Genomic DNA, 21,907 nt, shown 5'->3' with positions numbered 1-21,907 from the left:
ACGCACACGATGAAACCACTCCGGCTCGCGGCGACGGGGTCGCTCTCGCTCACCGGCGTCGTCCTCCTCGTTCCGATCCTCGCGCACCTGCTCTCCGGGCCGCCGCCGCTCGGCATCGTCCTCGGCGTCGCGGGAGTGCTCGTCTCGCTCGGCCTCGTCGCCGTCGGCGCGGTCGTCTATCGCTTGGACGTCTCGCAGACGAACGCCGTTCGGATCGCGGGGTGGAACTTCCTGGGTATCGTCGTCCTCGGTGCCGTCTTCACTCTGGTGTTCACGTACCGGCCGGTCGAGGACGCCGGCTTCCTCTTCTCCGTCGCGCTCTCGGCGGGTGCCGTCGCGCACGTCATCATCGGCGTCTACGACGTCCGGCGTATCCGCGCGGAGGAGCTCGCCACGGAGCGCGAACGCCTCGCCGTCCTCAACACGCTCGTCCGGCACAACCTCCGGCACGAGGCTCAGCGCCTGCTCTTCGCGGTCGAGCGGATCCGTCAGTCGAACCCGGAGACCGCGGCGGAGGTCGAGGCCGTCGCCGACGATCTCACGGAGATAAACGAGAACGTCCGCGCGGTCGAGGAGGCCTTCGACACCGACGTGACGGAGGTGGACGTCGCCGCGACCTGTCGGCGGGTCGTCGCGGACGCGGAGGAAGCGTACGGCCTCGACGTGGCGCTCGCGGCCCCCGAGTCGGCGCCCGTGCGGGCGAGCGAGTACCTGCGCGACGCGATCGACGAGCTCGTCGAGAACGCGGCGGAACACGCCGGCGAGGATCCGACGGTCGAAATAAGCGTCGAGATCGACGGCCGGTCGGTCGCGGTCACCGTCGCCGACGACGGTCCGGGGATCCCCGAGTCCGAGCGCGAGCTCGTCGCGGGGGAGCGGGACATTACGCAACTCGAACACGGGAGCGGGCTCGGTCTCTGGCTCGTCCGGTGGATCGTCGAGGAGTACGGCGGCAGCGTCGAGTTCGACGAGTCCGACCTCGGCGGCGCGGCGGTCACGCTCACCTTCCCGCGGGCCTGAGGGGACGTCGCGTTTCGTCCCGCCTCCGTCGTTTCGCCCCGTCCCGCTTCGTCCCGACGTTTTTCGTTTCGTCCCGCCAGAGCCCGATCAGAGCGCGTCGAGGACGCGCGCGCGGAGCGTCTCGGGATCGGTCGCGATGGCGTCCGCACCGTCGTGGTCCATGTCGGTGCTCACGCCGTGTTGGTAGCCGACGACGTACGCGCCCGCGGCGTCCGCGGCGGCGACGCCGTGCTCCGAGTCCTCGACGACGAGCACGTCCGACGGGGCGACGCCGAGGCGCGCCGCGGCGAGTTCGTAGAGGTCGGGCTCGGGCTTGCCGGGGACGTCCTCCTCGGCGGCGGTGACGACGACGTCGAAGGCGTCGTCGAGGTCGAAGCGCTCGAAGACCATCTCGACCCAGTTCGGAAACGAGGAGGTGACGAGCGCGAGCGGGCGATCGCGGGCGCGGATCTCCGCGAGGAGGTCGTGGAAGCCGTCGGTGAGCGACGCCTTCTCGGTGTAGACGGTCGTGGCGTGCCGATCGAAGAGGTCGAAGTACTCATCACGCGTGACCGCGATGTCGTGGTCGGCGGCGAGCAGTTCGTACTGATCGTAGACGTTGATGCCGACCACGGACTCCGGAGCGAGGTCGGCGCCCGGCACGGCGGTGGCGAGGATCTCGGAGAGCTCAGCGACCCAGTAACGCTCGGAGTCGACGACGACGCCGTCCATGTCGAAGACGACGGCTTCGATGGCCATGGGCCGGCTTCGTCCCGGGACCCCCTGTACCTATCGGGACGTCAGCGCGAGGCGTCGTAGCGCTCGCGCGCGGCGGCGAAATGCTCGCGGCGGAGCAGGACCTCGTCGGGGTAAGACGCGGCGTCGTCGGGGTGGGCGTCGACGGTGTCGCGGATGGCGTCGAGGGCGGCCGCGCGGACGAGCGCGGCGAGGTCCGCGCCCGTGTACCCCTCCGTGCGCTCGGCGACCTGATCGAGGTCGACGTCGGCGGCGAGCGGTTTCTCGGCCGTGTGGACGGCGAGGATCGCGCGCCGTGCGGCCTCGTCGGGCCGGGGGACGTGGACGTGTGTCTCGAAGCGCCCCGGCCGGAGGAGCGCGGGATCGAGCGCGTCGCGGCGGTTCGTCGCACCGACGACGACGAGGTTCGGGTTCTCCGCGGCGGCGTCGAGTTCGGTGAGGAGCTGGCTGACGACGCGCTCGGTCGCCTCGCTCGTCTCGGGACCGCGCGCGCTTCCGACGGCGTCGATCTCATCGAAGAAGACGACGCAGGGGGCGGTGCGTCGCGCGCGCTCGAAGACCTCCCTGACCGCCTTCTCCGACTCGCCGACGTACTTATCGACGAGCTCGGGGCCGGCGACGCGGACGACGTTCACGCCCGCCTCGTGGCCGGCGGCGCGCGCGAGCATCGTCTTGCCGGTGCCGGGCGGGCCGTGGAGGAGGATCCCGGTCGGCGGGTCGGTGTTCGCGGCCTCGAAGAGCGGGCCGTACTGGAGGGGCCACTGGACGGCCTCGCGGAGCGTCGCCTTCGCCTCGTCGAGGCCGCCGACGTCGGCGAAGGAGACGTCCGGCGACTCGGCGACGACCTCGCGCATCGCGGAGGGATCGGTGGCGGCGAACGCGGTGTCGAGGTCCGCGCGCGTCACGGTGTCGCGGTCGTCGCGGATCGCGGCCATCGCGGCCTCGGTGACGAGCGCGCGGAGGTCCGCGCCGACGTAGCCGTGCGTCCGGTCGGCGAACGTTCCGAGGTCGACGTCGTCGGCGAGCGGCATCCCGCGCGTGAGGACGTCGAGGATCTCCGCGCGGCCCGCCCGCGAGGGGACGCCGATCTCGATCTCCCGATCGAAGCGCCCCGGCCGCCTGAGCGCGGGATCGATGGCGTTGACCCTGTTGGTCGCGCCGATGACGACGACCTCGCCGCGGCCCTCAAGGCCGTCCATGAGGCTCAACAGCTGGCCGACGATCCGGTTCTCCATGTCTCCGGCGTCGTCGCGTTCGCCCGCGATGGCGTCGAACTCGTCGAAGAAGACGACGCTCGGGGCGTTCTCGCGCGCCTCCGCGAACACCTCGCGGAGCTGTTCCTCGGACTCGCCTTTGTACTTGGAGGTGATCTCAGGCCCGGAGACGCTGACGAAGTGCGCGTCCACCTCGGTGGCGACGGCGCGCGCGATCAGCGTCTTCCCCGTCCCCGGCGGCCCGTAGAGGAGGACGCCCTTCGGGGGATCGACGCCGAAGCGCCGGAAGCGCCCGGGATCGGTCAGCGGGAGCTCGACGAGTTCGCGCACGGCCGCGAGCTCCTCGCCGAGGCCGCCGACGTCCTCGTAGGTGACGCCGACGCGATCGCCGTCGGCCGACGACTCCCGTCTCTCGTCGCCGGGCTCGGGCTCGCGCACGTCGATGGTCGTCGCGTCCGTCACGACGACGTCGCCGTCGGGCGTCGTGTCGCCGATCTCGAACTCGCCGATACGGCCGAGGGAGTCGACGCGGACGGTCTCGCCGGCGCGAACGGGGCGATCGAAGAGCGCGGTGCGGACGGCGTCGACGACCGCGTCGCGTTCGCGCTCCGGTGGGACGGCCGGGGTGACGGCGACGCGCTCGGCGTCGCTGACCGACGCGCGCTCGACGCGGACCGTGTCACCGACGCGAACGCCGGCGTTCGAGCGGGTCGCGCCGTCGATACGGAGTTCGTCGGGGGCGAGCGCCGCGTCGGGCCACACCTTGGCGACCGTCGCGCGCTCGCCGACGAGGCGAACGGTGTCGCCGCTGAGAACGCCGAGATCGCGGCGGACGGCGTCGGGAAGGCGGACGATCCCGCGACCGGCGTCGCGCGCGGTGGCCTCGCGGACGACGAGGCGGGGGACGCTGTCCTCGCTCATGTCCCCGTGTTGGTGAGCGGGGGATAAATGACTACGGTGGGGGAAAACGCCTAACAGGACGGGCGTCGAGAGTGAGAGTATGGTCGAGGAAACCCAGCGGGACGACATGACGTGGTACCGCTGTGAGAAATGTGGACTGATGTTCGATTCGGAGGACGACGCGACCCAACACGAGGAGACCTGCGACGCCGAGGACCCCTCCTACTTACAGTAGCCTACTCGCCGGCGAACAACTCGAAACTGTACTCCCGCGTCTCGTCCTCCTCGAAGACGAAGACGCGACCGCGCGCGACCTCGGGGTCTGCGGTGATCTCCGCCGCGTAGCCGTCCATCTCGACGGTGACGCCCGGGAAGACCACCGTCGTCTCGCCGGGATCGAGCATGACGCGTCCGACGCCAGTGGTCTCAAGCACCTCGTCGTGCGTGTCCCGATCGTTCACGTAACACATCACGCCCTCCGTCTCCGTCGGATCGAGGACGAGCACCTGGACGTGCATCCCGGGGTTCGTCCGCAGCGTCCCCTCGTGTCGCTCGGGAACGCCGTTGTAGAACGTCTCGCGGCCGTCCGCGTACGTCAGCACGACGCCGTCGGACGTGAGTTCGACGGGGAGGGTCTCCGGGGCGACGTCGTTCCGGTAGCTCATGTCTCATTCTACGTCCGCGCGCGCAAAAGCGCCGCGTTCGATGCGGTCGCGCGGACCGCCACCGCTAAGTGGTGCGTCGGTGACCCTCAGATATGGACGGGAGCGCCGAGGCCCCCGCGGCCGGCACCGTGTTGAACGCGCTCGCGACCGGCCGGGGCGCCGCCTTCGCCATTGACCGCTACACCCGTGCGGACGTCGAGCTCGGCGGCGGCGGGGCGGTCACGGGGGCGGTCGCCGGCGAGCCGGACGCCGACACCCGACTCGTCGAGCGCTGCGTCGAACTCGCCTGCGAGACGTACGGCGACGGGGTCCGGGGCGGGCACGTCGAGACGTCCTCCGAGGTGTCGATGGCGGCGGGCCTCAAGTCGTCGAGCGCGGCCGCGAACGCGACCGTGCTCGCCGCGCTCGACGCGCTCGGTGTCGCCGACGACGTTCCGCGCGAGGACGCGGCACTGCTCGGCGTTCGGGCCGCCCGCGACGTCGGCGTGACCGTCACCGGCGCGTACGACGACGCGAGCGCGAGCATGCTCGGCGGGCTCACCGTGACCGACAACGATCGGGACGTCCTGCTCGCGCGCGACGATCCCGACTGGGACGTGCTCGTCTGGACGCCGGACGAGCGGGCGTTCAGCGCGGACGCGGACGCCGAGCGCTGCGCGCGCATCGCGCCGCTCGCGGCGCACGTCGAAGAGCTGACGTTCGCGGGGCGGTACGGCCTCGCGATGACGATCAACGGCTTCGCGTTCTGCGGGGCGCTCGACTTTCCGCTCGCCCCGCTCGTCGAGGCCATGCCCGCCGTCGACGGCGTCTCGCTCTCGGGCACCGGCCCGAGCTACGTCGCCGTCGGGGAGCGGAGCGCTTTGGAGGACCTACAGGACACATGGGAGACGAAACCGGGAACGACGTTTCGAACGACGACACAGCACGACGGCGCACGGACGAGATGAGCCTCGACGAACTCCGCGAGGAGATCGAGGGAATCGACCGCGACATCGTCGAACTGATCGCGCGCCGCACCTACGTCGCGGACGCCGTCGCCGACGTGAAAGCCGACGAGGGGATGGCGACGACCGACGAGGCCCAAGAGGAGGCCGTGATGAAACGCGCGGGCGAGAACGCCGAGGCGTTCGACCTCGATTCGAACCTCGTGAAAGCGGTGTTTCGGCTGCTCATCGAGCTGAACAAGATCCAACAGCGCGAGAACCGCTGAAGCGCGCCTCTCGGTTCGCGCCCTTTCGAGAGCGCCGACCCAACCGGCCGTGAGATTCGCGTCCCGGGACGCGCGCGTCGTCGCGGAACCGCCGTCGTTTAGACGGACCGGATCGAACCGACGCGGCGTTCGATGACGGACGCCGACTCGGGTCCTCGCGACGACCGCACGGCGTCGCTGACCGTCCACGTCGGGACGGCCGCGACGCTCCTCGATCGGGCGACGCGACGCGCGGCCGCGACGGACCTCGTTCTCACGCCCGAGCGCCTCCACAAGCGCAACCTGAAGCGCGCGCTCGCCGAGCGGTCGCGGCCGCGGAGTTCGCTTCGTCTCGCCTCGCCGGGCGACGTGGCGCGCGACGTTCGCACGCACGCCGTCGACCGGGGGGCGCTCGACCGCGCGGACCGCCTCCGCCTCCTCGAACGGGTCCTCGACGACGGAAGCGTGGCGGGCGATCCGCTCCGGACGGTCGTCGGGCCGGATCTCGCCGCGCACGCCGACGCGATCGAGGCCGCGCGCGAGGAGCTGACGACCGTCGCGGGCGGGGCGGGCGAGCGACGCGACGCGCTCGACACCGTCGCGGGTACCCTCCCCGACGCGGCGGCGCGCGAGACGCGGGCGTTGCTGGACGGACTCGACGGGATCGAGACGGCCCTCGCGGAGCGGGCGGATCGCCCCGTCTCGACTGCGGCGGCGCTGCGCGCGGCGCGGGACGCGATCGTCCGGAGCGACGGAGCGGCGTGGACGGACGCGTACCCCGGAATCGAGCGCCTCTCGCTCGCCGGCGTGAGCACCGTCGAAAGCCCGCTGCTCGATCTCTTGGGGGCCGTCGCGGCGTGCACGGACACCGACGTTCACTGCGTTCTGCGCGCGGGGACGGGCCCGCGGATCGCCGAGCGGCTCGCGTCCCGGCTCGCGGCGGGGCCGGCCGTCGACGGCGCGGACGTGACGGTCGCGGACGCGCCGACCCGCGAACTCGATCCGGCCGTCCCCGTCGCCGAAGTCGTCGCGCCCACCCGCCGGGCCGAGGCGCGCGCGGCGATGGCGGTCGTCGACGCGCTCCTCGAACGGGGCGCCGCGGTCGCCGACGTCGCGGTCGTCGCCCGCGACGTCGATCGCTACGAGCGCGCCCTGACGCGGGCGGGGCGGGAGTACGGCCGCCACCTCTCCGTCTGGACGCAGCTCGCGGTGACCGAGACGCGGCCGTATCGCGTCCTCAGCGCCTGCGTCGCGCTCCTCGACGCCACGAGTGACGAGGGCGAGGGCGAAATCACGCCCGCCGACCTGTTCGCGCCGTTCGACGTCGAGTGGGTTCCCCCACGCGCCGACCGGGGGCGCGTCTGGCCGCTGGACCACGGTGACGTCGCGGCCGTCCGCCGCGCGCTCGCGGACGACTCGGGGGACGTCGAGACGTGGCGGCGACGACTCGACGCGCTCGATCCGGCGACGGACGGCGAAGCGGCGGCGCGTGCGGGGGTCAGGCGACTGCTGGCGTGGGCGGAGACGCACGCCGGCGCGCCGCGCCCCGAGACCGTCGAGCCGACGCTCGGGCCGGTGCTCGACGCGTACGAGCGCGTCGTCCTGCCGGCGGTTCGCGACGCCGACACGCCAGATCTGGGCGCGACTTCGCGGGGTGCGCGGGCGCTCTCGCGCTCGCGCGACCTGCTCGGCGAGGCCCGCGCGAAGTACGGCGACTGGTGCGGCCGCGGGTACGTCGAGGCGTCGTGGGCGGCCGTCGCGGACGTCCTCGACGCCCTCGTGACGACCCGACCGGGTCGACGCGAACACGACAACGCGGAGCGGATCGACGTGCTGGACGCGACCGACGCGTGGGTGCGGACGGTCCCGTACGTCGTCGCCGTGGGGTTCGTCGACGGCGAGTGGCCCGAGCGCCCGAGCGGGGCGTTCCCGCCGGCGTTCCGCGACGCGGTCGTGGCGGGCGACGGCGGCCCCGGTGGCGGCGCGGCGCTCGGGGTGCGCGGGGCGTGGACGGAGGCCCGGGAGCGCGACCACCTCGCGGACGCCGTCGGTGCGGCCAGCGCGGGCCTCGTCTGCACGCGCTTCACGACCGGTGCCGACGGCGTCACCGCGTACCGGTCACCGTTCCTCGCCGAGGTCGCGCCCGACGCGCCCGTCGTCGACGGGGACGACCTCTCGTCACTGCTCGCGGCCGATCGCCGCGTGCCGGACGCGCTGGCCGGCGTGCTGGGAGCGGCCGGGGAGGCCGGAGGATGACCGACGCATCGGAGGCGGCGGGCGGCGACGCCCCGGAGCTTCGGGGCGCACAGCGTCGCCTCCGCGACGCCGTCCTCGCGCACGACTCGGGGCTGTTCGTCCTCGACTGCAACCCCGGAGCAGGGAAGTCGACGGTCGCGGATCGGCTCGCCGCCGAGGTGCTCGCCCGCGGCCGCGCGGCGGGGGAGCGCGCGCCCGAGCGGCGGCTTTGTGTCACATCGTTCGCACGCGACGACGCCGCGGCGGTCGGGCCGGGCGTCGCGGCCGCGCTCGAATCGCTCGCCGCGCGCGACGACGTCCGAATCGACGCCGACGACGCGAGCGACCTCGCCCGACGTCTCCGCCGGAGCGACACGCTCGGGACGGTCGACAGCGTTCTCCACACCGTCTTCGCGGACGTCGCGACGGCGGTCGGGTTCGACGGGGTCCCGACGGTCGGTGACGAGACGCGTCTCGCGGCGCTCGAGGCGGACTGCGTCGACGCCCTGCGCGACGACCCCGAGCACGCGGCGCGCGTCGAGCGCCTCGACGCCGCGTACCCCGGCGGCGAACACACGGTGGGGCTCGACGACCTCCTCTCCGCGACGCTCCAGGCCGCCCGCCAGCGCCGACTGTCGGTCGACGCCTTCGCCGATCGCCTCCGCGCGGTCGTCGACGAGACGTACCCGGACGGCCCGCCGGAGTCGTTCGCCGGCGTCCTGCGCGACGTCGAGCGCTTCGTCGATCGACGGACGGCGGCCGAGACCGACGCGAGCTTCGACGCCGACGCGCGGTCGGCGTTCGTCGCCGCGGATCGCGCGTGCGACGCGTCGTGGCGCGAGGCCATCGAGGACGTCCGCGCGCTCCTCGGGGCGTACGCCGAGCGCTACGACGCCCTGACGCGCGAGCGGGGAGTCGTCACGCACCTCGACGTCGCGCACTGGATCGCGACGTACTTCGAGGCCGGTCGGTACGCGAGCGACTACCGCACGCACTGCCGCGAGCGGTACGCGGCCCGGCTCGACACGCTGATCGTGGACGAGGCGCAGGACGTCTCGGTCGCCCAGCACGACGCGCTCGCACCGTTCGTGGACGCAGACACGCGGGTCGTACTCGTCGGCGACCGGAAGCAGTGCATCTACACGTGGCGGAACGCCAGCCCCGAACGCTTCGCGCGCGCCGCCGCCGCGGGCGAGTACTTCGGCGTCGACTGGGAGACGCACGTCCGCGAACGCGCCGCGCGAACCTATCGCTCGCGGCCGGACGTCGCCGCGGCCGTGGACGCGGTGTTCGCCGACGCCTTCGATGATCCGACTCGCGGCGCCGCGGGATCGCTCGACATCGACTATCCGCACCTCGTCGCCGACCGCGAGGCGGCACGCGAGGCGAGCGTCCACGTCGCCACGCACGGCGCGAGCGCGTCGCCCGGCGAATTCGGTTGGGCCGAATCGGAGGCGCAGGCCCTCGCCACCTATCTCGCGGGTGCGTTCGATGGCGGGGCGTTCGAGAACGGTGACGACGGGGGCGGTGGCGACGACGTGAGCGGTGGCGGACGCGACGGGAAAGGGCAGGAGAGTGACGGGAGTGACGAGGGCGACAGAGACGCGGAGGCCGAGCGGCCGAGCGTGACCGTCCTCTTCCCGCGGCGGACGCGGATGGCGGTGTTCGCCGCGGAGCTGGACGCGCGCGGGCTCTCGGTCGCGGACGCGAGCGAGCGTCTCTTCGATCGGGCGCTCGTCCGCCTGGCCGCCGCGGTCGCCCGGTGGCTCGTCGATCCGTTCGATCCCGACCGGACGCGCGCGCTGTTCGAGACCGACCTCGGCAGCGACGGCACGACGCTCCCCGCGGCACTCCGCGACGCCGTCGCCGACGCCGGGTGGTCGGTGCGCGCGGCCGCTACGGCGACGGGGTCGGCGCTCGACGACCCCACGGATGCGTTTCTCGACGGCCTCGCGGCGCTCGCGGCCCGGCGCGCACGCCACGTCGCCGCGCCCGTCGCCGCCGTCGACGACGTGCTCGACGCGCTCGATCTCGCGGCCGATCCGCTCTCTCTCGCGGGGGACGATCGGGCGCGCCGAGTAGCGGCGCTCGACGCGCTCCGCGACGGCGTCGCGGAGTGGACGGGTGACGAGGAGGGACTCGACGACCTCGCGGACGCGCTCGGACGCTTCCTCGCGGCGCCCGGCGACGGCCCGACGGTCCCCGTCCCGGACGCGGCGACCCACGACGTCGTCTTCCGTACCGTCCACGGCATGAAGGGCGACGAGGCCGACGTGATCGCCCTCGCGGACCTCGGGGCGTGGCTCGGCTTCCACGGGCCGCACACCGACGCGTTCGTCGCGCGAGCCGACCACCTCGCGCTCGCGCCACCGGCCGGCGTCGGTGACGACGCCCCACCGCTCGCCGGCTTCGACGCCGGCGTCTACGCGCACCCGGCGCGCGACCCGATCAGCGACGAGCGGGACGGCGGCCACGACGATAACGACACGCGCCGCGACGCGGGCCTCCGCTGGGCGAGCGAGCGGTGGGTCGCGGACGGGACGCGACTCGCCGGCCCGCCGCCGCTCGTCGCCGCCGCGGGCGCACAGCGCGCGGAGCGCTGGCGCGTGCTCTACGTCGCCATGACGCGCGCCCGCGACCACCTCGTCGTGCCGCTCCCCGCGGACCGCGACGCGTCGCGCCGCCGACCGCGGGAGAACTGGGCGGACGCGCTCGCCGAGGCGTTCGAGATGGAGCGCGCGACGCGCGGGGAGACGCACGCCGTCGCGTCGCCGCGTCCGGGCGACCCGGAGCGGGCGTTCGCGGTCGGCGTCAACGACGTCCCGCTCGTCGATCGGGTGCCGTCGCGCGGGTCGCCGCCGACGCCGGCCGCAGCGACGCCCGCGGTGCGCGAGCGGACCGGCTGGACTCCGCGATACGTCAACGCGAGCACGCTCTACCCGCTGGCGGGCGATCCCGAGCGACACCTGCTCGCACACCTCCAGCGGCGCGCGCTCCACACGGAGCGGGCGGCGCCGTCCGACGACCTCGGACTCCCGTTGGACGCGCTCGGCCCGGGCGCGGTCGGCACCGTCGCGCACGCGGTGCTCGCGCGCGCCGTCTCCGCGGGCGTCGAGACGGAGACGCTTGCGGCGTGTGCCGGACCGCTGCGCAGGCGACTCGACGAGGCGCTCGCCGGGCGGGGCGTGAGCGAGGCGGAGCGCGCGGCCGTCCGGGCGTTCGTCGCCGACCGGGTGTGCCCGCAGTTCGCCGCGAGCGAGACGTGGGCGCGCCTGCACGCGAGCGATCCGGTGTTCATCGAGGAGTCGCTGGACGCCGTCGTCCGCGTCGGCGAAGGGGCGGCCGTCGAGACGCAGAACGTCGCGGACGTCGTCTCGCGCGGCCCGGACGGGACGTGGCACGTCGACGACCTGAAGGTCGCGCTCGCCCCCTCGGACCGGGAGACGCGCCGACGCTACGACCTCCAAGCGGCGACGTACGCGTGGCTGCTCGAACGGCAACGCGGCGCGGGATCGGTGTCGTCGACCGTCACGCGTCTCGGCGTCGACCCGACGGTCCGGGACGCGACGGCGCCCGAGCGGTCGGTCGCGGCGTGGTTCGAGTCGCTCGCCGGCCTGCTCGGCGACTAGTCGTCCGCGACGGCGACGCGCGCCTCCGGGTCGGGTTCGCGTTCGGGCTCGCGCTCCGCCGTCGAGTCCTCAGGTTCGTCGAGGGCGAACCCTCCGTCGTAGGCGTACGCGTCGTGGCCGCGCGTCGGATCGACGACGGTGAGCGAGAGCCAGCCGTTCTCGCAGAGCGTGCGGACGTGTTCGTGCTGGGCGAGGACGCCGCGGACGCGCTCGACGGGGGCGTGGACGACGAGAGAGAGGCGGAGGGGCTGGTGGTGGGGGTCGTCGTCGGCGGCCATGAGCGACTGGAGCGGGAGGCCGGTGACGAGGTCGCCGCCGTTGCCCTGATAGACGCCGACGTTTCCGACGGGGTTGTGCGTGATCTTCGACCCGCTCCCGTAAGCCGCGTTGTCGACGGTCGCGCAGTAGTACTGGGCGTTGATCCACTGCGTGACGACGACCGGGCCGGCGAAGATCGCGTCGAGCGCGTCGCCCTCGCGGTCCTGCGTCCAGTCGTAGGAGTGAAGGAAGGCGCGCCCGCCGAGATCGAGGTCGGCGGTGAGGTCGCGCGGCCCGATCACGAAGGCGGCGTTCCCGGCGAGCCCCCACTCGGGGCGCGTCTCCGCCCAGTCGGCGGCGCGGCGCTCGGCGTCGCGGACGGCGCGTTCGGGATCGGCGCCCATGGATTCGGCGCGTTCGGCGGCCGCGCCGGAGCGCGCGCGATCGAGGTCGCTGCGGAGGCGCTCGACGTCGCGCTCGTGGCTCTCGGGGACGGCGCCGTCGTAGAGCGTCACCTCGTCTGTCGTCGTGTTGTGCTCGGCGGCGAGGAAGACGGTGTCGTCGGGGACGTCGATCCCGCGCTCGCGGAGCGCGTCGCGGACGGCGTCGTCGTTGCAGATCGCGGCGAGCACGCGGGCGTTCGGCCCGCCGGGATTGCCGGCGCACGCGCCACAATCGAGGCTCGCCTCGAAGGGGTTGTTCGTCGTCTCGCTCGCGTGGCCGGTGAAGACGACGAGGCGCGCGAACTCGTCCCACTCCATCGTCTCGAAGGCCGCGGCGGCGTACGCGACGCGCTCCTCGTGCGTCATGCCGACGGGGAGGTCGCCGACCCGCTCGCCCTCGCGTTCGACGCTCGGCGTGCAGAAGTCGGGGACGCTCGGGAGGCGATCGTCGAGGGCGTCACGGAGGTCGTGGACGCGCTCGGGTGCGAGCGTGCGCGCGGCGAGCGCGGCCCCGTAGGCGCTGCCCGCGCTCTCGACGAAGCTGAACGCCGTCGCGGCGTTGGACTTCACGGCCTTCAGCACGGACTCGGCCGCGCGGAGGCGGCCCGTCCAGCGATCGTAGATCGCGTGCTCGTCGGCGCGTGCGCCGTCGGGGCGCTCGTGGACGTGGTGTTCGGCGTCGACGATCGGCGGGCAGGCGTCCGCGCTGGCCTCGTCGTACCCCTCGTAGCGCATCGGGACGCCGAAGAAGCCAGCGTAGCCGTGCGTCTCGTAGTCGCCGGTGGCCTCGAGGTGGCGGCGGAAGACCTCCGAGCGCGTGTCGATACAGAAGACGAGCTGGGCGTCGGCGCGGCCGTCGGGGCTCCCGTCGTCCGCGGGGTCCGCGCGGGCCGCGCTCGCGTCCGCGACGGCGTCGACGACGTCGCCGCGGTAGGACTGCTCCCACGCGCGCAGCCAGACTTCTGCGAGCGGCACGCCGTCGTCGGCGGTGTCGGTCTCGTCGTCGCTCCCGTCGATCGCGCCGGCGCCGTTCGCGTCGGTCTCGTCGCCCGCGTCGGCGAGCGGATCGATCGGCGCGTCGAAGCGCTCGGCGAGCAGGAGGCGAGCGGCGAGATAGCCGACGAGCGTGATCGGGTAGGCGTCCTGCCACTCGTCGCCGCGCTCGGCGCGGTACTTGAGCAGGCCGGTCCAGCCGGGGAGCGCGTTCAGATGCGCCTCGAAGACCGCCGGCAGACGCTCGCCCGGGTGGTCGGCGAGGACGTCGGCGATGGCGGCGGCGGGATCGTCGGGCGCGTCGGCGAGCGAGGCCGCGTCCGGGATCGTCGAGTTGTGGCGCGCGACGGCGCGGAAGGCGTCGTAGAAGCCGGCCTCGCGGTTCGGCATCGGCCACGACGCCTCGCCCTCGTCGCAGAAGGCCGCGAGCCACGACGCGAGCGCGTGATCGACGCGCGCCGTCGCCTCGTCGCGGACGGTGCGCGCGTCGTCTCCCGCCGCGTCGGCCAGCCGGTCGAGTGCCGCCTCTGGGTCGAGCGAGTAGCCGTGCGCGTCGAGTTCGGCGCGGAGGACCGACGGGTCGATGTCGCCGCGCTCCCACGCGGCGCGGAACGTGTCCGGGTCCGGGTAGGCCCGGCCCCCGCGCAGGGTGGTCGCGCGCTCGACGGCCTCGTGGAAGGGGCGGTCCTCGTAGCCGGCGAGGGGGTTCGCGGTCACGAACGAGTGGAGCGGCCAGTTCGTGCCGACGGTCTCGGCGGCGTCGCTGATGCGCTCGCGGACGTCGTCGGTGTCGTGGGTCGTATCAGTACTCATCGTAGGCCTCCGTGTTCGTCAGGACGGTCCGGCCGTCCGGCCGCGCGACGGTGCGGAGCGCGACGTAGAGCCGCGTGCTGCGGCGGTAGACGCCGGTCTCGATGGCGAGGTAGATCGCGGCGAACGCGAGCGCGACGGCGGCGTGGACGGCGGTCAGGTCGGTCGGGGCGGCCGCGATCACCGAGCCGGCCATCAGGTCGCCGATGGCGGCATAGACGAGGCCGTAGACGGCGATCGCGGGGAGGAAGACGAGGGCGACCGCGCCGTAGCGGACGGCGGGCGAGACGCCGGCGTGGCCGATCGCCTGCCGGGCGGCGTGAAGCGTGGTCAACACGACGAGGCCGGCGAGGAGGAGGCCGCTGTCGGCGTGGAGGCCCTCGCCGGTGAGGCGGGCGAAGACCGCCCCGCCCGCGACGGCGGTGACGCCGGTCGCCAGGGCACCGACGGCGGTGAGCGACGGCGTCTCGCCGTGCCCGTGGTCGGGGGTCGTGCGCGAGACGTCGCTCCCGTTCGAGAGGAACTCGTAGGCCTTGTAGAAACCGTGGAGGATGAGGTGGGTGATCGCGGCGGCGAAGAAGCCGAGACCGGCCTGCATGAGCATGAAGCTCATCTGGCCGATCGTCGAGCACCCGAGGCGCCCCTTGACGTCCGTCTGAACGGTGCGGAGGAGTTTACCGACGAGCGCGCTCGCGGCACCGACGGCGACGATCAGGAGCATGAAGCGCGCCTCGACGGTGACGACGGGGGCGAAGCGGACGAGGAGGATGCCGCCGGCGTTGACGAAGCCGGCGTGCATGAGCGCGGACGCGGGCGTGGGTGCCGTCATCGACGAGAGCAGCCACCCGTGGAAGGGGACGAGCGCCGACTGGATCATCGCGGCGAGCAACAGGCTCCCGGCGACGACGAGCCACACGGTGGTGGGGAGCGAGTCGACGACGGCGGCGACGCCCGAGAACGTGGACGCACCGGTCGTCGTCCAGAGGGTCGCGGCGGCGACGCCGACGAGCGCGCTACTGGCGAGGAAGTACCTGCGGGAGAGCGAGGCGGCGGCGCGCGCCTGCGGCCAGTCGCGGGCGTAGCCGACGAGGTCGGCCATGAGCAGTCCCATGGCGAGCCACGCGAGGGCGAAGAGCGCGGTGTTCGCGGCGGCGACGAGCACCATCACGACGAGCGTGAACGCGGAGATGCGCGCGAAGAACGAACGGAGGCGCTCGCTGCCGGCCATGTAGCGCCGCGAGTAGCTGTGAACGATGCCGCTGAAGAACGTGACGGCGGCCCACATGACGACGGTGAGGCCGTCGACGGCGACGACGCCGGGGACGGCCCACGTGGCGCCGGTGAGCGCGTGCACCCCGAGGACGCCGAGGCTCGCGGCCCACAGCAGCCACACGAGTCGGGTGAGCCACACGGGGGCACGGGTCGATTCCGACGCCGCGTCGGGGAGTGCGCCGACCGTCCGAGTGGGGTGTGTGTCCGACATCGTGTGTGAATCGTGACGCGGGCGAGCGGGCCCGGTCACACCTACCCCACAATACGAACAGATCGGGCAATAAATCCTTCGTTTGTTCCCAGTCCGTTCGCGTGAGTGTGTGGTCTTTCGTTATCGACTCGTCGCCGGGCTCACTCCTCCTCGAAGCGGCCGAAGGGCGTCGTGACGTGGCTCTTGACGAGCACTTCGTCGGCGACGGTGATGCCCATCTCGAGGAGCGACTCGGCGATGGGCGTGATGTCGCTGTCCGACGTCCCCACCGCGGTCACGAGGAGGTTCTGCTCGCCGGTGATGAGCTCCTGTACCGAGACGACGCCGTCGAGAGCCAACACGTCGGGGATGAGATCGCCGCGCTCGTGGATCGACGCCGTGCAGAAGAGGAGCATCCGGATCGGGTAGCCCGAGCGCTCGTAGTCGACCTCGGCGCTGTACCCCTTGATGACTCCCGCCTCCTCCAAGCGCTGGATGCGTTTCCTGACCGTGCTCCCGGACGTCCCGGTTCGTTCGGCGATGTCGCTCGACGAGAGGTTCCGCGCGTCCTCCTGGAGCGCGTACAGGATCGCCCGATCGACCTCGTCGACGTCTTCGGCAGGCATATCGGATCGTTACCCCGACACCGTCAAAGGGACTTCGCCTCCGCGTACTCCGGGAATCGGTGCGACGCCGCGGGCGCCGGTCCCGTCGCCGAGTGCGCGAGCGCGTCCCCGACGACAGGCACGACCCCGGCGAACGCGCCGCCAGCCGCGCCCCCGGACTCCCGCCGACGCCGTGCGCACAGATCGACACGGTATTAGTGCTCAGCGACGACTGCGATATCGATGACCGTCACACTCGCCTTCGTCTGCGTTCAGAACGCCGGTCGCTCCCAGATGGCCACCGCGTTCGCCGAGCGCGAGGTCGCCGCGCGCGGTCTCGGTGAGGAGATCGAGATCGTCACGGGCGGCACCGACCCCGCCGAGCGCGTCCACGCGGAGGTCGTCGAGGCGATGCGCGAGATCGACATCGACCTCGGCGACCGGGCGCCCCGGGAGGTGACGTTCGAGGAGGTCCAGCGCGCCGACTACGTGATCACGATGGGCTGTTCGGCCGACGACGTCTGCCCCGCGGGGTGGGCGGGCGAGAGCCGCGACTGGGACCTCGACGACCCGGACGGCCGCGATCCCGAGGCGGTCGCCGAGATCCGCGACGAGATCGAAGAGCGCGTGCGATCCCTCGTCGACGAGCTCGACGCGTCCGGTCAGTAGTCCGCGGCGAGGTGATCGAGGATCTCGTGGTGCTCGGTCGTGTGCGGGGCCGTGAGCGGCGAGACGCTCGTCTCCCCCTCGACGACCGCCCGGAGGTCGCTGTCGTCGGGTTCGTTCGCGACGATCCCCCGGTCGATCCGCTCCCACATCTCGTCGTGGAGCCGGAGGCGCTCGCCCGCGCGCTCGACGTGCATCTCGTAGCCGTGCGTCGGCCGCGTCACCGCGATGTCGCCCGTTTCGGTCCCCGGACAGGGGGCGTTCACGTTGAGGTAGTCCGCGCGCTCGAAGACGCCGGAGTCGAGCGTGTGCTCGACGAGGTAGCGCGTGACGGCCGCGGCCTCGGCGTAGTCCGCTTTCGGTGTCTCGCCGGACTCGAAGTCCGCGCTCGTCAGCGCGAGCGACACCGAGATCGCGGGGACGTCGAAGAACGCCGACTCGACGGCCGCGCTCACGGTGCCCGACCGGCCGAGGACGTACATGCCGAGGTTGCCCCCGCGATTGCACCCGGAGACGACGAGGTCCGCGTCGGGGACGAGCGCCTCCAGCGCCGCGACGACGCAGTCCGAGGGCGTCCCGCGGACCGCGTAGCCGTACTCGTGCCCGTCGACGACGACCTCGCGGGAGAGCGCGCGGCCGGTCGCGCTCATGTCCTCGGCGGGCGCGACCGCGGTGACGTCGCCGACGGCCGAAAGGGACTCGTAGAGCGCGGCGAGCCCGGGGCTCTCGATCCCGTCGTCGTTCGTCAGAACGATCTTCATACCGGGCGGTCGGGGAGGCGTCCCTTCGATGTTGCTATTCGGACCGCATCAGGGGCCGACGCTCGACGACGCCCCGCGACCGCCCTCGAAGCGGAGCTTCGCCAGCCGGACCTCGCGGAGGCGACGCTCGACGGTCCGCCACTCGCCGAGTTTGTCCGCGGCGTCCTCGAACTCCGCGTCCGGAACGTCGTCGAGCACGACCGCGTCCGGGGTCGCGGCGTCGAAGTGCTCAGAGAGGGAGTCGGCGCGCTCGCGGTAGGCGTCCAACCGTTCGTCGAGCGCATCTGCCGAGCCGGCGTCACGGGCGAGCTCGGTCACTCGGCGGAACTCAAAGTACGGTTCGTGTCGAGTGAAGAGCGCGGGATTGTCGGCGACCTTTTCGAGCACACCGAGGTCGACGAGCCATTCGAGGTGCGTCCGCGCACCCTCCTTCCCACAGTCGGCGCGCTCCGCGACGTCACCGACTGCGGTCGGTTCGGTGAGCGTGGTGGCAACCTCGTAGACCCGCTCGCGGACGGTCCGGTTCGCCTCGACGTCCTCCCACTCGTCGGTCAAGGAGAAGTCGGTCGGAGGGGCACTCCCGTCGGTCATGCTACCCTCTCGGGCGTACACGTACATTAATCTGCGGATGGGCGTATATATGAGTGGTCTTGGCCGATCGCGTCAGTCGCCGAGGAACGGCCAGTCGCCGTCGCCGGGATCGAACCCGGATTCGGATGGATAGGTCGGTTCGTCGGGGTTCTCCCAGAGCGCAGTGTAGCGTTCACGGAGTGCGTCGAAGACGACGCCGACAACCGCGCTCTGGCCATCGGGATAGACGGCGGCGAGCGCGTCTCGGGACGCGTTGTTCGGGTCCGGTGGCGGGTGGAAGTGATCACGGTCGCTATGTGGGTTCTCGTGACGGTCCCACCGACACGACCACGTTTCGCCGGACCAGTGTTCCACGTACACGACGTTGAACTCGTCCGCTCGCGCGAACCGGAAGTCGACCGTGACGTCCTCGACGACCGGCGGGTAGTGTTCGCGCTCCAGACGTGCGACGACTCTGTCGGGTTTCGCCGGCGGGAACGTCCGTACGCCGCGGACCATCGACAGGCCGGCCACCCGCCGCGCAACGAGGCGCGAGAGTTCCTCGTTGACGTCGTTCCCCGGCACGTTACTCGTCCGTCACGTGACGGATTTCGTCGACGATTGCGGCGATCTCCTCGCTCGTGCGGTCGCCGACGTCGAGTTCGACGGAGATGGTCACGTCGGACGAATCCGATGAGTCCCCGGACGCCGCACCTTCCGTCTCAGCCGCCGTCTCCCGTTCCGAATCGGTCGTCCGATCTGTGGCCGCTGTCGGCGACGGGTGTTCTCGGCTGAGGGACTCAACGAAGGGCGCGTAGTCGTCCGAGAGTATGAGGCGTGTCTCGTACCCCCGCTTTCCCGTGCGGTACTCGCCGAGACCCGCCGCCTGAGCGGTCTTTATCAGGAGGTTCACCTCCCGGTCTTTCACCTCGTCGTCGATTACGGAGCCCGCGGCCTCCCGAAACGCGCTCTGCGTGACACAAGTGTCCCCCATCACTTCGGACGTCGCGTTCCCTTCGTGGGCCCGAACGAGAATCTCCCGGTATGGTCGGAACTCCTCTATCGCCTCACGGAACAGTTCCTCGACGGTCCCATTGCCCTCGTAGGACGACTGATAGCCGAGCCCGGTCCCCCGTGTGGTGAGTCGGAACACGTCGTCGGTACCGCTATCGACCGCCCGCAAGAACCCGAGGCGACGGGCGAGCGTGAGCCCACGCCGGAGGTCACGCGTCTTTCCCGACACCTCCTCGTATACCTCGTTCCGGGTGAATTCGTCGGCACCCTTCATCTCGCGGCAGATCTCGTACACTATTTCCGGGTTCGCCCGCCGTGGGAGAGAAGTATCCATAAGCGTAACACGAAAGCAACCCACATAAAGTCTCGTATAGGACGAACCAGATAGCATATTCCTCGTCTGAAGCACCTACTCGGCTAGATATTGCGAGAATATCCGGGCCGTCAGTTCTGATTCGCGTTCCGTATTCGACGTCGGATCCACCTCATGTCGACGTGAGGCCGGTAGATACGGATAGGTAGAGCCACCGAGCGGAATGACGATGAGCCGAATGGAGAAAGCGGTTCGGTCTCAGCCGAGGCGATCGACGACGACCTCGTCGTCGACGACGAAGTTGTACGCGCCCTCGTCGTCGTTCCAGAGGCAGAGGACGGACTCGAAGGAGAGGAGGTCCCCGTAGTCGGCACCGAGGAGATCGCGGTTGAGCGCGCTCCGGTCGACGAGGACGGCGTAGCAGTCCGTGTCCTCGCTCCCGTCGCTGATCTTGAACAGGGGATTGCCGCCCTCTGAGAGGTCGCCGGAGAGCTTGGCGGCGACGAGGTCGACGCGGTTCGAGACGTGTCGATCGGCGTCGCCGAGTTTCGCGTACCGCGAGGCGGGGAGCGAGACGTCGTGTTTCCGACGGCCGTCGGTCCGCAGAAAGCTGTAGCTGTACTTCACCGTCTCGTTCAGGAACTCGGCGGGGCGCTCGGACGCCTCGGCGAGGCGCCGCTGGAAGCCCGGGGCCTCGACGTCGGGCTTCTCGACGAACGACCAGCCGCGGTCCGTCGGGCGCTCGCCGTCCCAGAGGCGGACGGTCGGCGCGTAGACGGTGACGCCGCGCGCTTCGAGGTCGCGCTCGGCGTCCCGGAGGCCGATGCTCGTGTTGCGGTCCGCGGGCGCGACGAGGACGAGCGTGCCGTCGTCCGCGAGCACGTCGAGGTAGGACTCGGCGACCGCGACGGGGTCGTCGAGTTCGCTGAGGAGGCTGAACGCCGTGACGAGGTCGAAGTCGCCCTCGTCCGTGAGAGCGCCGCGATCGAGTGATTCGGCGGTCTCGGGGTGGAGCGTCCCGCGGACGTTCGGATCGGCGGCGTCGAAGTAGTCCGTGAGGAGGTCGGCGGCGGGGCTCGGCTCGACGGCGTGGTAGTCGAGGAGACCGTCGTCCGGGAGGGCGTCCGCGAGGCCGAGGAACGGTCCACCGACGCCCGCGCCGAGGTCGAGGACGCGCGCGTCGCGCGGCAGGAGACCGTCAGCGGCGAGGTCCGCGGCGACGTACCGACCGACCGCGTAGTAATCGGGGAGGTGATAGATCGCGTAGCCGAGCGCCGCCGTCGCGTCGTAGGTGACGGCGTTCTCGTAGTAGTAATCGGCCTTCAGGCGGCGGATCGCCTCGCGGAGGGCATCGCCGCTCTCGCCGCGGTGCCAGTCCGGGCCGTAGGTCTCGACGAGGCGGTCCTCCAGCACGCGCGCGTGCTCGTCGGGAAGCGCCGTGACGGACTCGCGCTCGACGCGGGCCGGGCCGGTCTCGACCGGGACGAACGTGCCGTCCTCGCGTTCGACGAGCCCGAGCGACGCGGCCTCCTCGCGGAGGGCCCGTCGGACGACCGCGGGGTGACGCGGCGTGCTGAGGTAGTCACAGATCTCCTCGGGGTCGATCGGTCGGACGCCCCGGAGGTACTTCGCGTTCGATCGGAGTTCGTCCTTATTTACGGGCATCGTCGTAGAGGGCGTCGTACTCGTCGGGGTCGGTGTCGGCGAGGCGCTCGGCGGCCGCGGCGACGTCGCGGGCGCCGTCGAAGGTCGCTTGGATGTCGGCGTAGACGCGGGGCGTCCCGTTGAGGACGCGCTCGGCGAGCGCGGCGAGGCGCTCGTACACCGGCGTCCGCAGTTCGTCCGGCACGTCGTCGTCGGCGTCGGCGGCGGCGAGCGCGAACGCGAGGATCGCGGCGTGCGTCCGGCCCTGGACGGTCCGCATCGCGTCGTCGTGTACCTCGGGGGCGACGTCGACGAGGTCGTTGCCCGCGGCCTCGATGTCGCGTCTGATCCCGTCGGTCGCGGGGCCGCCGGCGGCGGTCGAGACGGCGACCGTCCCGGGCGCGGCGTCGCCGCCGAAGAGGGGGTGGAAGCTCACGCGTTCGCGCGCGGGCGCCGCGGCCGCCATCGCGTCGAGCGGCGCGCGCATCGACCCCGTGACGTCCACGACGGCCTGCTGGGCTTTCCCGGCGTGGTCGGCGATCGCCTCGCTCGCCACCCGCATCGGCACGGCGAGACAGACGATACCGAACGAATCGGTCGTGTCGAGGGGGACGGCGCGCCCCCGCGGACCGAGCGCGTCCGCCGCGGCCTCGGCGCGCGCGGGGTCCGCGTCCGCGAACGCGACGTCGGGCGTGACGGCGGCCGCGAACCAGCGGCCCATCTCGCCCGCGCCGACGACGAGTACGTCCATGGCGAATCGATAGCCCACGCGCGGGCAAAA

At 72.2% G+C, this 21,907-nt stretch carries 19 protein-coding genes; 7 read left to right on the top strand and 12 right to left on the bottom strand.

Going from position 1 to position 21,907, the window contains the following annotated elements; all coding sequences use genetic code 11:
* Nucleotides 1-9 precede the first annotated feature (9 nt).
* Entirely contained in the window at nt 10-1,020 is a 1,011-nt protein-coding gene (locus J2754_RS05135; protein WP_211086840.1) for a sensor histidine kinase, read from the top strand.
* A gap of 87 nt (nt 1,021-1,107) precedes the next feature.
* Here J2754_RS05135 and J2754_RS05130 read toward each other — a convergent pair whose 3' ends face one another.
* Both J2754_RS05130 and J2754_RS05125 read right to left on the bottom strand, forming a co-directional pair.
* A complete protein-coding gene (locus tag J2754_RS05130; RefSeq protein WP_188878250.1) occupies nt 1,108-1,758 on the bottom strand; it encodes an HAD family hydrolase in 651 nt (216 codons plus the stop codon).
* 41 nt (nt 1,759-1,799) lie between these two features.
* Nucleotides 1,800-3,890 carry an AAA family ATPase gene (locus tag J2754_RS05125; protein ID WP_211086839.1) on the bottom strand — a complete coding sequence of 697 codons (2,091 nt, stop codon included), beginning with the start codon at nt 3,888-3,890 and terminating at the stop codon, nt 1,800-1,802.
* A gap of 79 nt (nt 3,891-3,969) precedes the next feature.
* Between J2754_RS05125 and J2754_RS16415 the strand changes: the two genes are divergently transcribed.
* Complete coding sequence (locus J2754_RS16415) at nt 3,970-4,104, top strand: DUF7128 family protein (protein ID WP_268238682.1); 135 nt, start codon at nt 3,970-3,972, stop codon at nt 4,102-4,104.
* Between the two features lies 1 nt (nt 4,105).
* Here the strand turns inward: J2754_RS16415 and J2754_RS05120 are convergent, their stop codons facing one another.
* Nucleotides 4,106-4,534: a DUF5796 family protein gene (locus J2754_RS05120; RefSeq protein WP_211086838.1), complete on the bottom strand. Its 429-nt coding sequence runs from the start codon at nt 4,532-4,534 to the stop codon at nt 4,106-4,108.
* Nucleotides 4,535-4,626: 92 nt separating this feature from the next.
* On the opposite strand from J2754_RS05120, the gene J2754_RS05115 reads away from it, so the two are divergent.
* From J2754_RS05115 to J2754_RS05100, 4 genes are all read left to right on the top strand, one after another.
* Nucleotides 4,627-5,481, top strand: coding sequence for a shikimate kinase (locus J2754_RS05115; RefSeq protein WP_211086837.1), 855 nt, complete (start codon nt 4,627-4,629; stop codon nt 5,479-5,481).
* Nucleotides 5,478-5,744: a chorismate mutase gene (locus J2754_RS05110; RefSeq protein WP_211086836.1), complete on the top strand. Its 267-nt coding sequence runs from the start codon at nt 5,478-5,480 to the stop codon at nt 5,742-5,744. Before J2754_RS05115 ends, J2754_RS05110 begins: the two co-directional genes overlap by 4 nt.
* 132 nt (nt 5,745-5,876) lie before the next feature.
* Nucleotides 5,877-7,979 carry a hypothetical protein gene (locus tag J2754_RS05105; RefSeq protein ID WP_211086835.1) on the top strand — a complete coding sequence of 701 codons (2,103 nt, stop codon included), beginning with the start codon at nt 5,877-5,879 and terminating at the stop codon, nt 7,977-7,979.
* Nucleotides 7,976-11,587: a UvrD-helicase domain-containing protein gene (locus J2754_RS05100; protein ID WP_211086834.1), complete on the top strand. Its 3,612-nt coding sequence runs from the start codon at nt 7,976-7,978 to the stop codon at nt 11,585-11,587. Before J2754_RS05105 ends, J2754_RS05100 begins: the two co-directional genes overlap by 4 nt.
* Here the strand turns inward: J2754_RS05100 and J2754_RS05095 are convergent.
* The 3 genes from J2754_RS05095 to J2754_RS05085 form a co-directional block, all read right to left on the bottom strand.
* Entirely contained in the window at nt 11,584-14,094 is a 2,511-nt protein-coding gene (locus J2754_RS05095) for a DUF2309 domain-containing protein (RefSeq protein ID WP_211086833.1), read from the bottom strand. The genes J2754_RS05100 and J2754_RS05095 overlap by 4 nt on opposite strands.
* Nucleotides 14,084-15,574, bottom strand: coding sequence for a proton-conducting transporter transmembrane domain-containing protein (locus tag J2754_RS05090; RefSeq protein WP_211086832.1), 1,491 nt, complete (start codon nt 15,572-15,574; stop codon nt 14,084-14,086). Before J2754_RS05090 ends, J2754_RS05095 begins: the two co-directional genes overlap by 11 nt.
* Before the next feature lie 140 nt (nt 15,575-15,714).
* A complete protein-coding gene (locus J2754_RS05085; protein ID WP_188878237.1) occupies nt 15,715-16,179 on the bottom strand; it encodes an Lrp/AsnC family transcriptional regulator in 465 nt (154 codons plus the stop codon).
* A gap of 222 nt (nt 16,180-16,401) precedes the next feature.
* On the opposite strand from J2754_RS05085, the gene J2754_RS05080 reads away from it, so the two are divergent.
* Nucleotides 16,402-16,827, top strand: a complete 426-nt coding sequence (locus tag J2754_RS05080; RefSeq protein WP_211086831.1) for an arsenate-mycothiol transferase ArsC — start codon at nt 16,402-16,404, stop codon at nt 16,825-16,827.
* On the opposite strand, the gene surE is transcribed toward J2754_RS05080, so the two are convergent.
* The 6 genes from surE to J2754_RS05050 all read right to left on the bottom strand — a co-directional run bounded on the left by surE (nt 16,821) and on the right by J2754_RS05050 (nt 21,877).
* On the bottom strand, nt 16,821-17,585 hold the full coding sequence (surE, locus tag J2754_RS05075) for a 5'/3'-nucleotidase SurE (protein ID WP_211086830.1): 765 nt from the start codon (nt 17,583-17,585) through the stop codon (nt 16,821-16,823). The two genes, J2754_RS05080 and surE, sit on opposite strands and share 7 nt — an antisense overlap.
* Before the next feature lie 48 nt (nt 17,586-17,633).
* Nucleotides 17,634-18,176 carry a DUF7342 family protein gene (locus tag J2754_RS05070; protein ID WP_211086829.1) on the bottom strand — a complete coding sequence of 181 codons (543 nt, stop codon included), beginning with the start codon at nt 18,174-18,176 and terminating at the stop codon, nt 17,634-17,636.
* Between the two features lie 72 nt (nt 18,177-18,248).
* Nucleotides 18,249-18,740, bottom strand: coding sequence for a toxin-antitoxin system TumE family protein (locus J2754_RS05065; RefSeq protein WP_211086828.1), 492 nt, complete (start codon nt 18,738-18,740; stop codon nt 18,249-18,251).
* 1 nt (nt 18,741) lies between these two features.
* Nucleotides 18,742-19,503, bottom strand: a complete 762-nt coding sequence (locus J2754_RS05060) for a hypothetical protein (protein WP_211086827.1) — start codon at nt 19,501-19,503, stop codon at nt 18,742-18,744.
* Between the two features lie 237 nt (nt 19,504-19,740).
* The gene (locus J2754_RS05055) at nt 19,741-21,147 is read right to left on the bottom strand and encodes a small ribosomal subunit Rsm22 family protein (RefSeq protein WP_211086826.1); all 1,407 of its coding nucleotides are present in this window, start codon (nt 21,145-21,147) and stop codon (nt 19,741-19,743) included.
* Complete coding sequence (locus J2754_RS05050; protein ID WP_211086825.1) at nt 21,134-21,877, bottom strand: prephenate dehydrogenase/arogenate dehydrogenase family protein; 744 nt, start codon at nt 21,875-21,877, stop codon at nt 21,134-21,136. The genes J2754_RS05055 and J2754_RS05050 overlap by 14 nt, the downstream gene beginning before the upstream one ends.
* Between the last annotated feature and the right edge of the window lie 30 nt (nt 21,878-21,907).

The sequence above is a fragment of the Halarchaeum nitratireducens genome (genome assembly GCF_017874695.1).
Taxonomy (GTDB): Archaea; Halobacteriota; Halobacteria; order Halobacteriales; family Halobacteriaceae; genus Halarchaeum; species Halarchaeum nitratireducens.
This window is presented reverse-complemented; position numbering and strand designations above follow the sequence as displayed.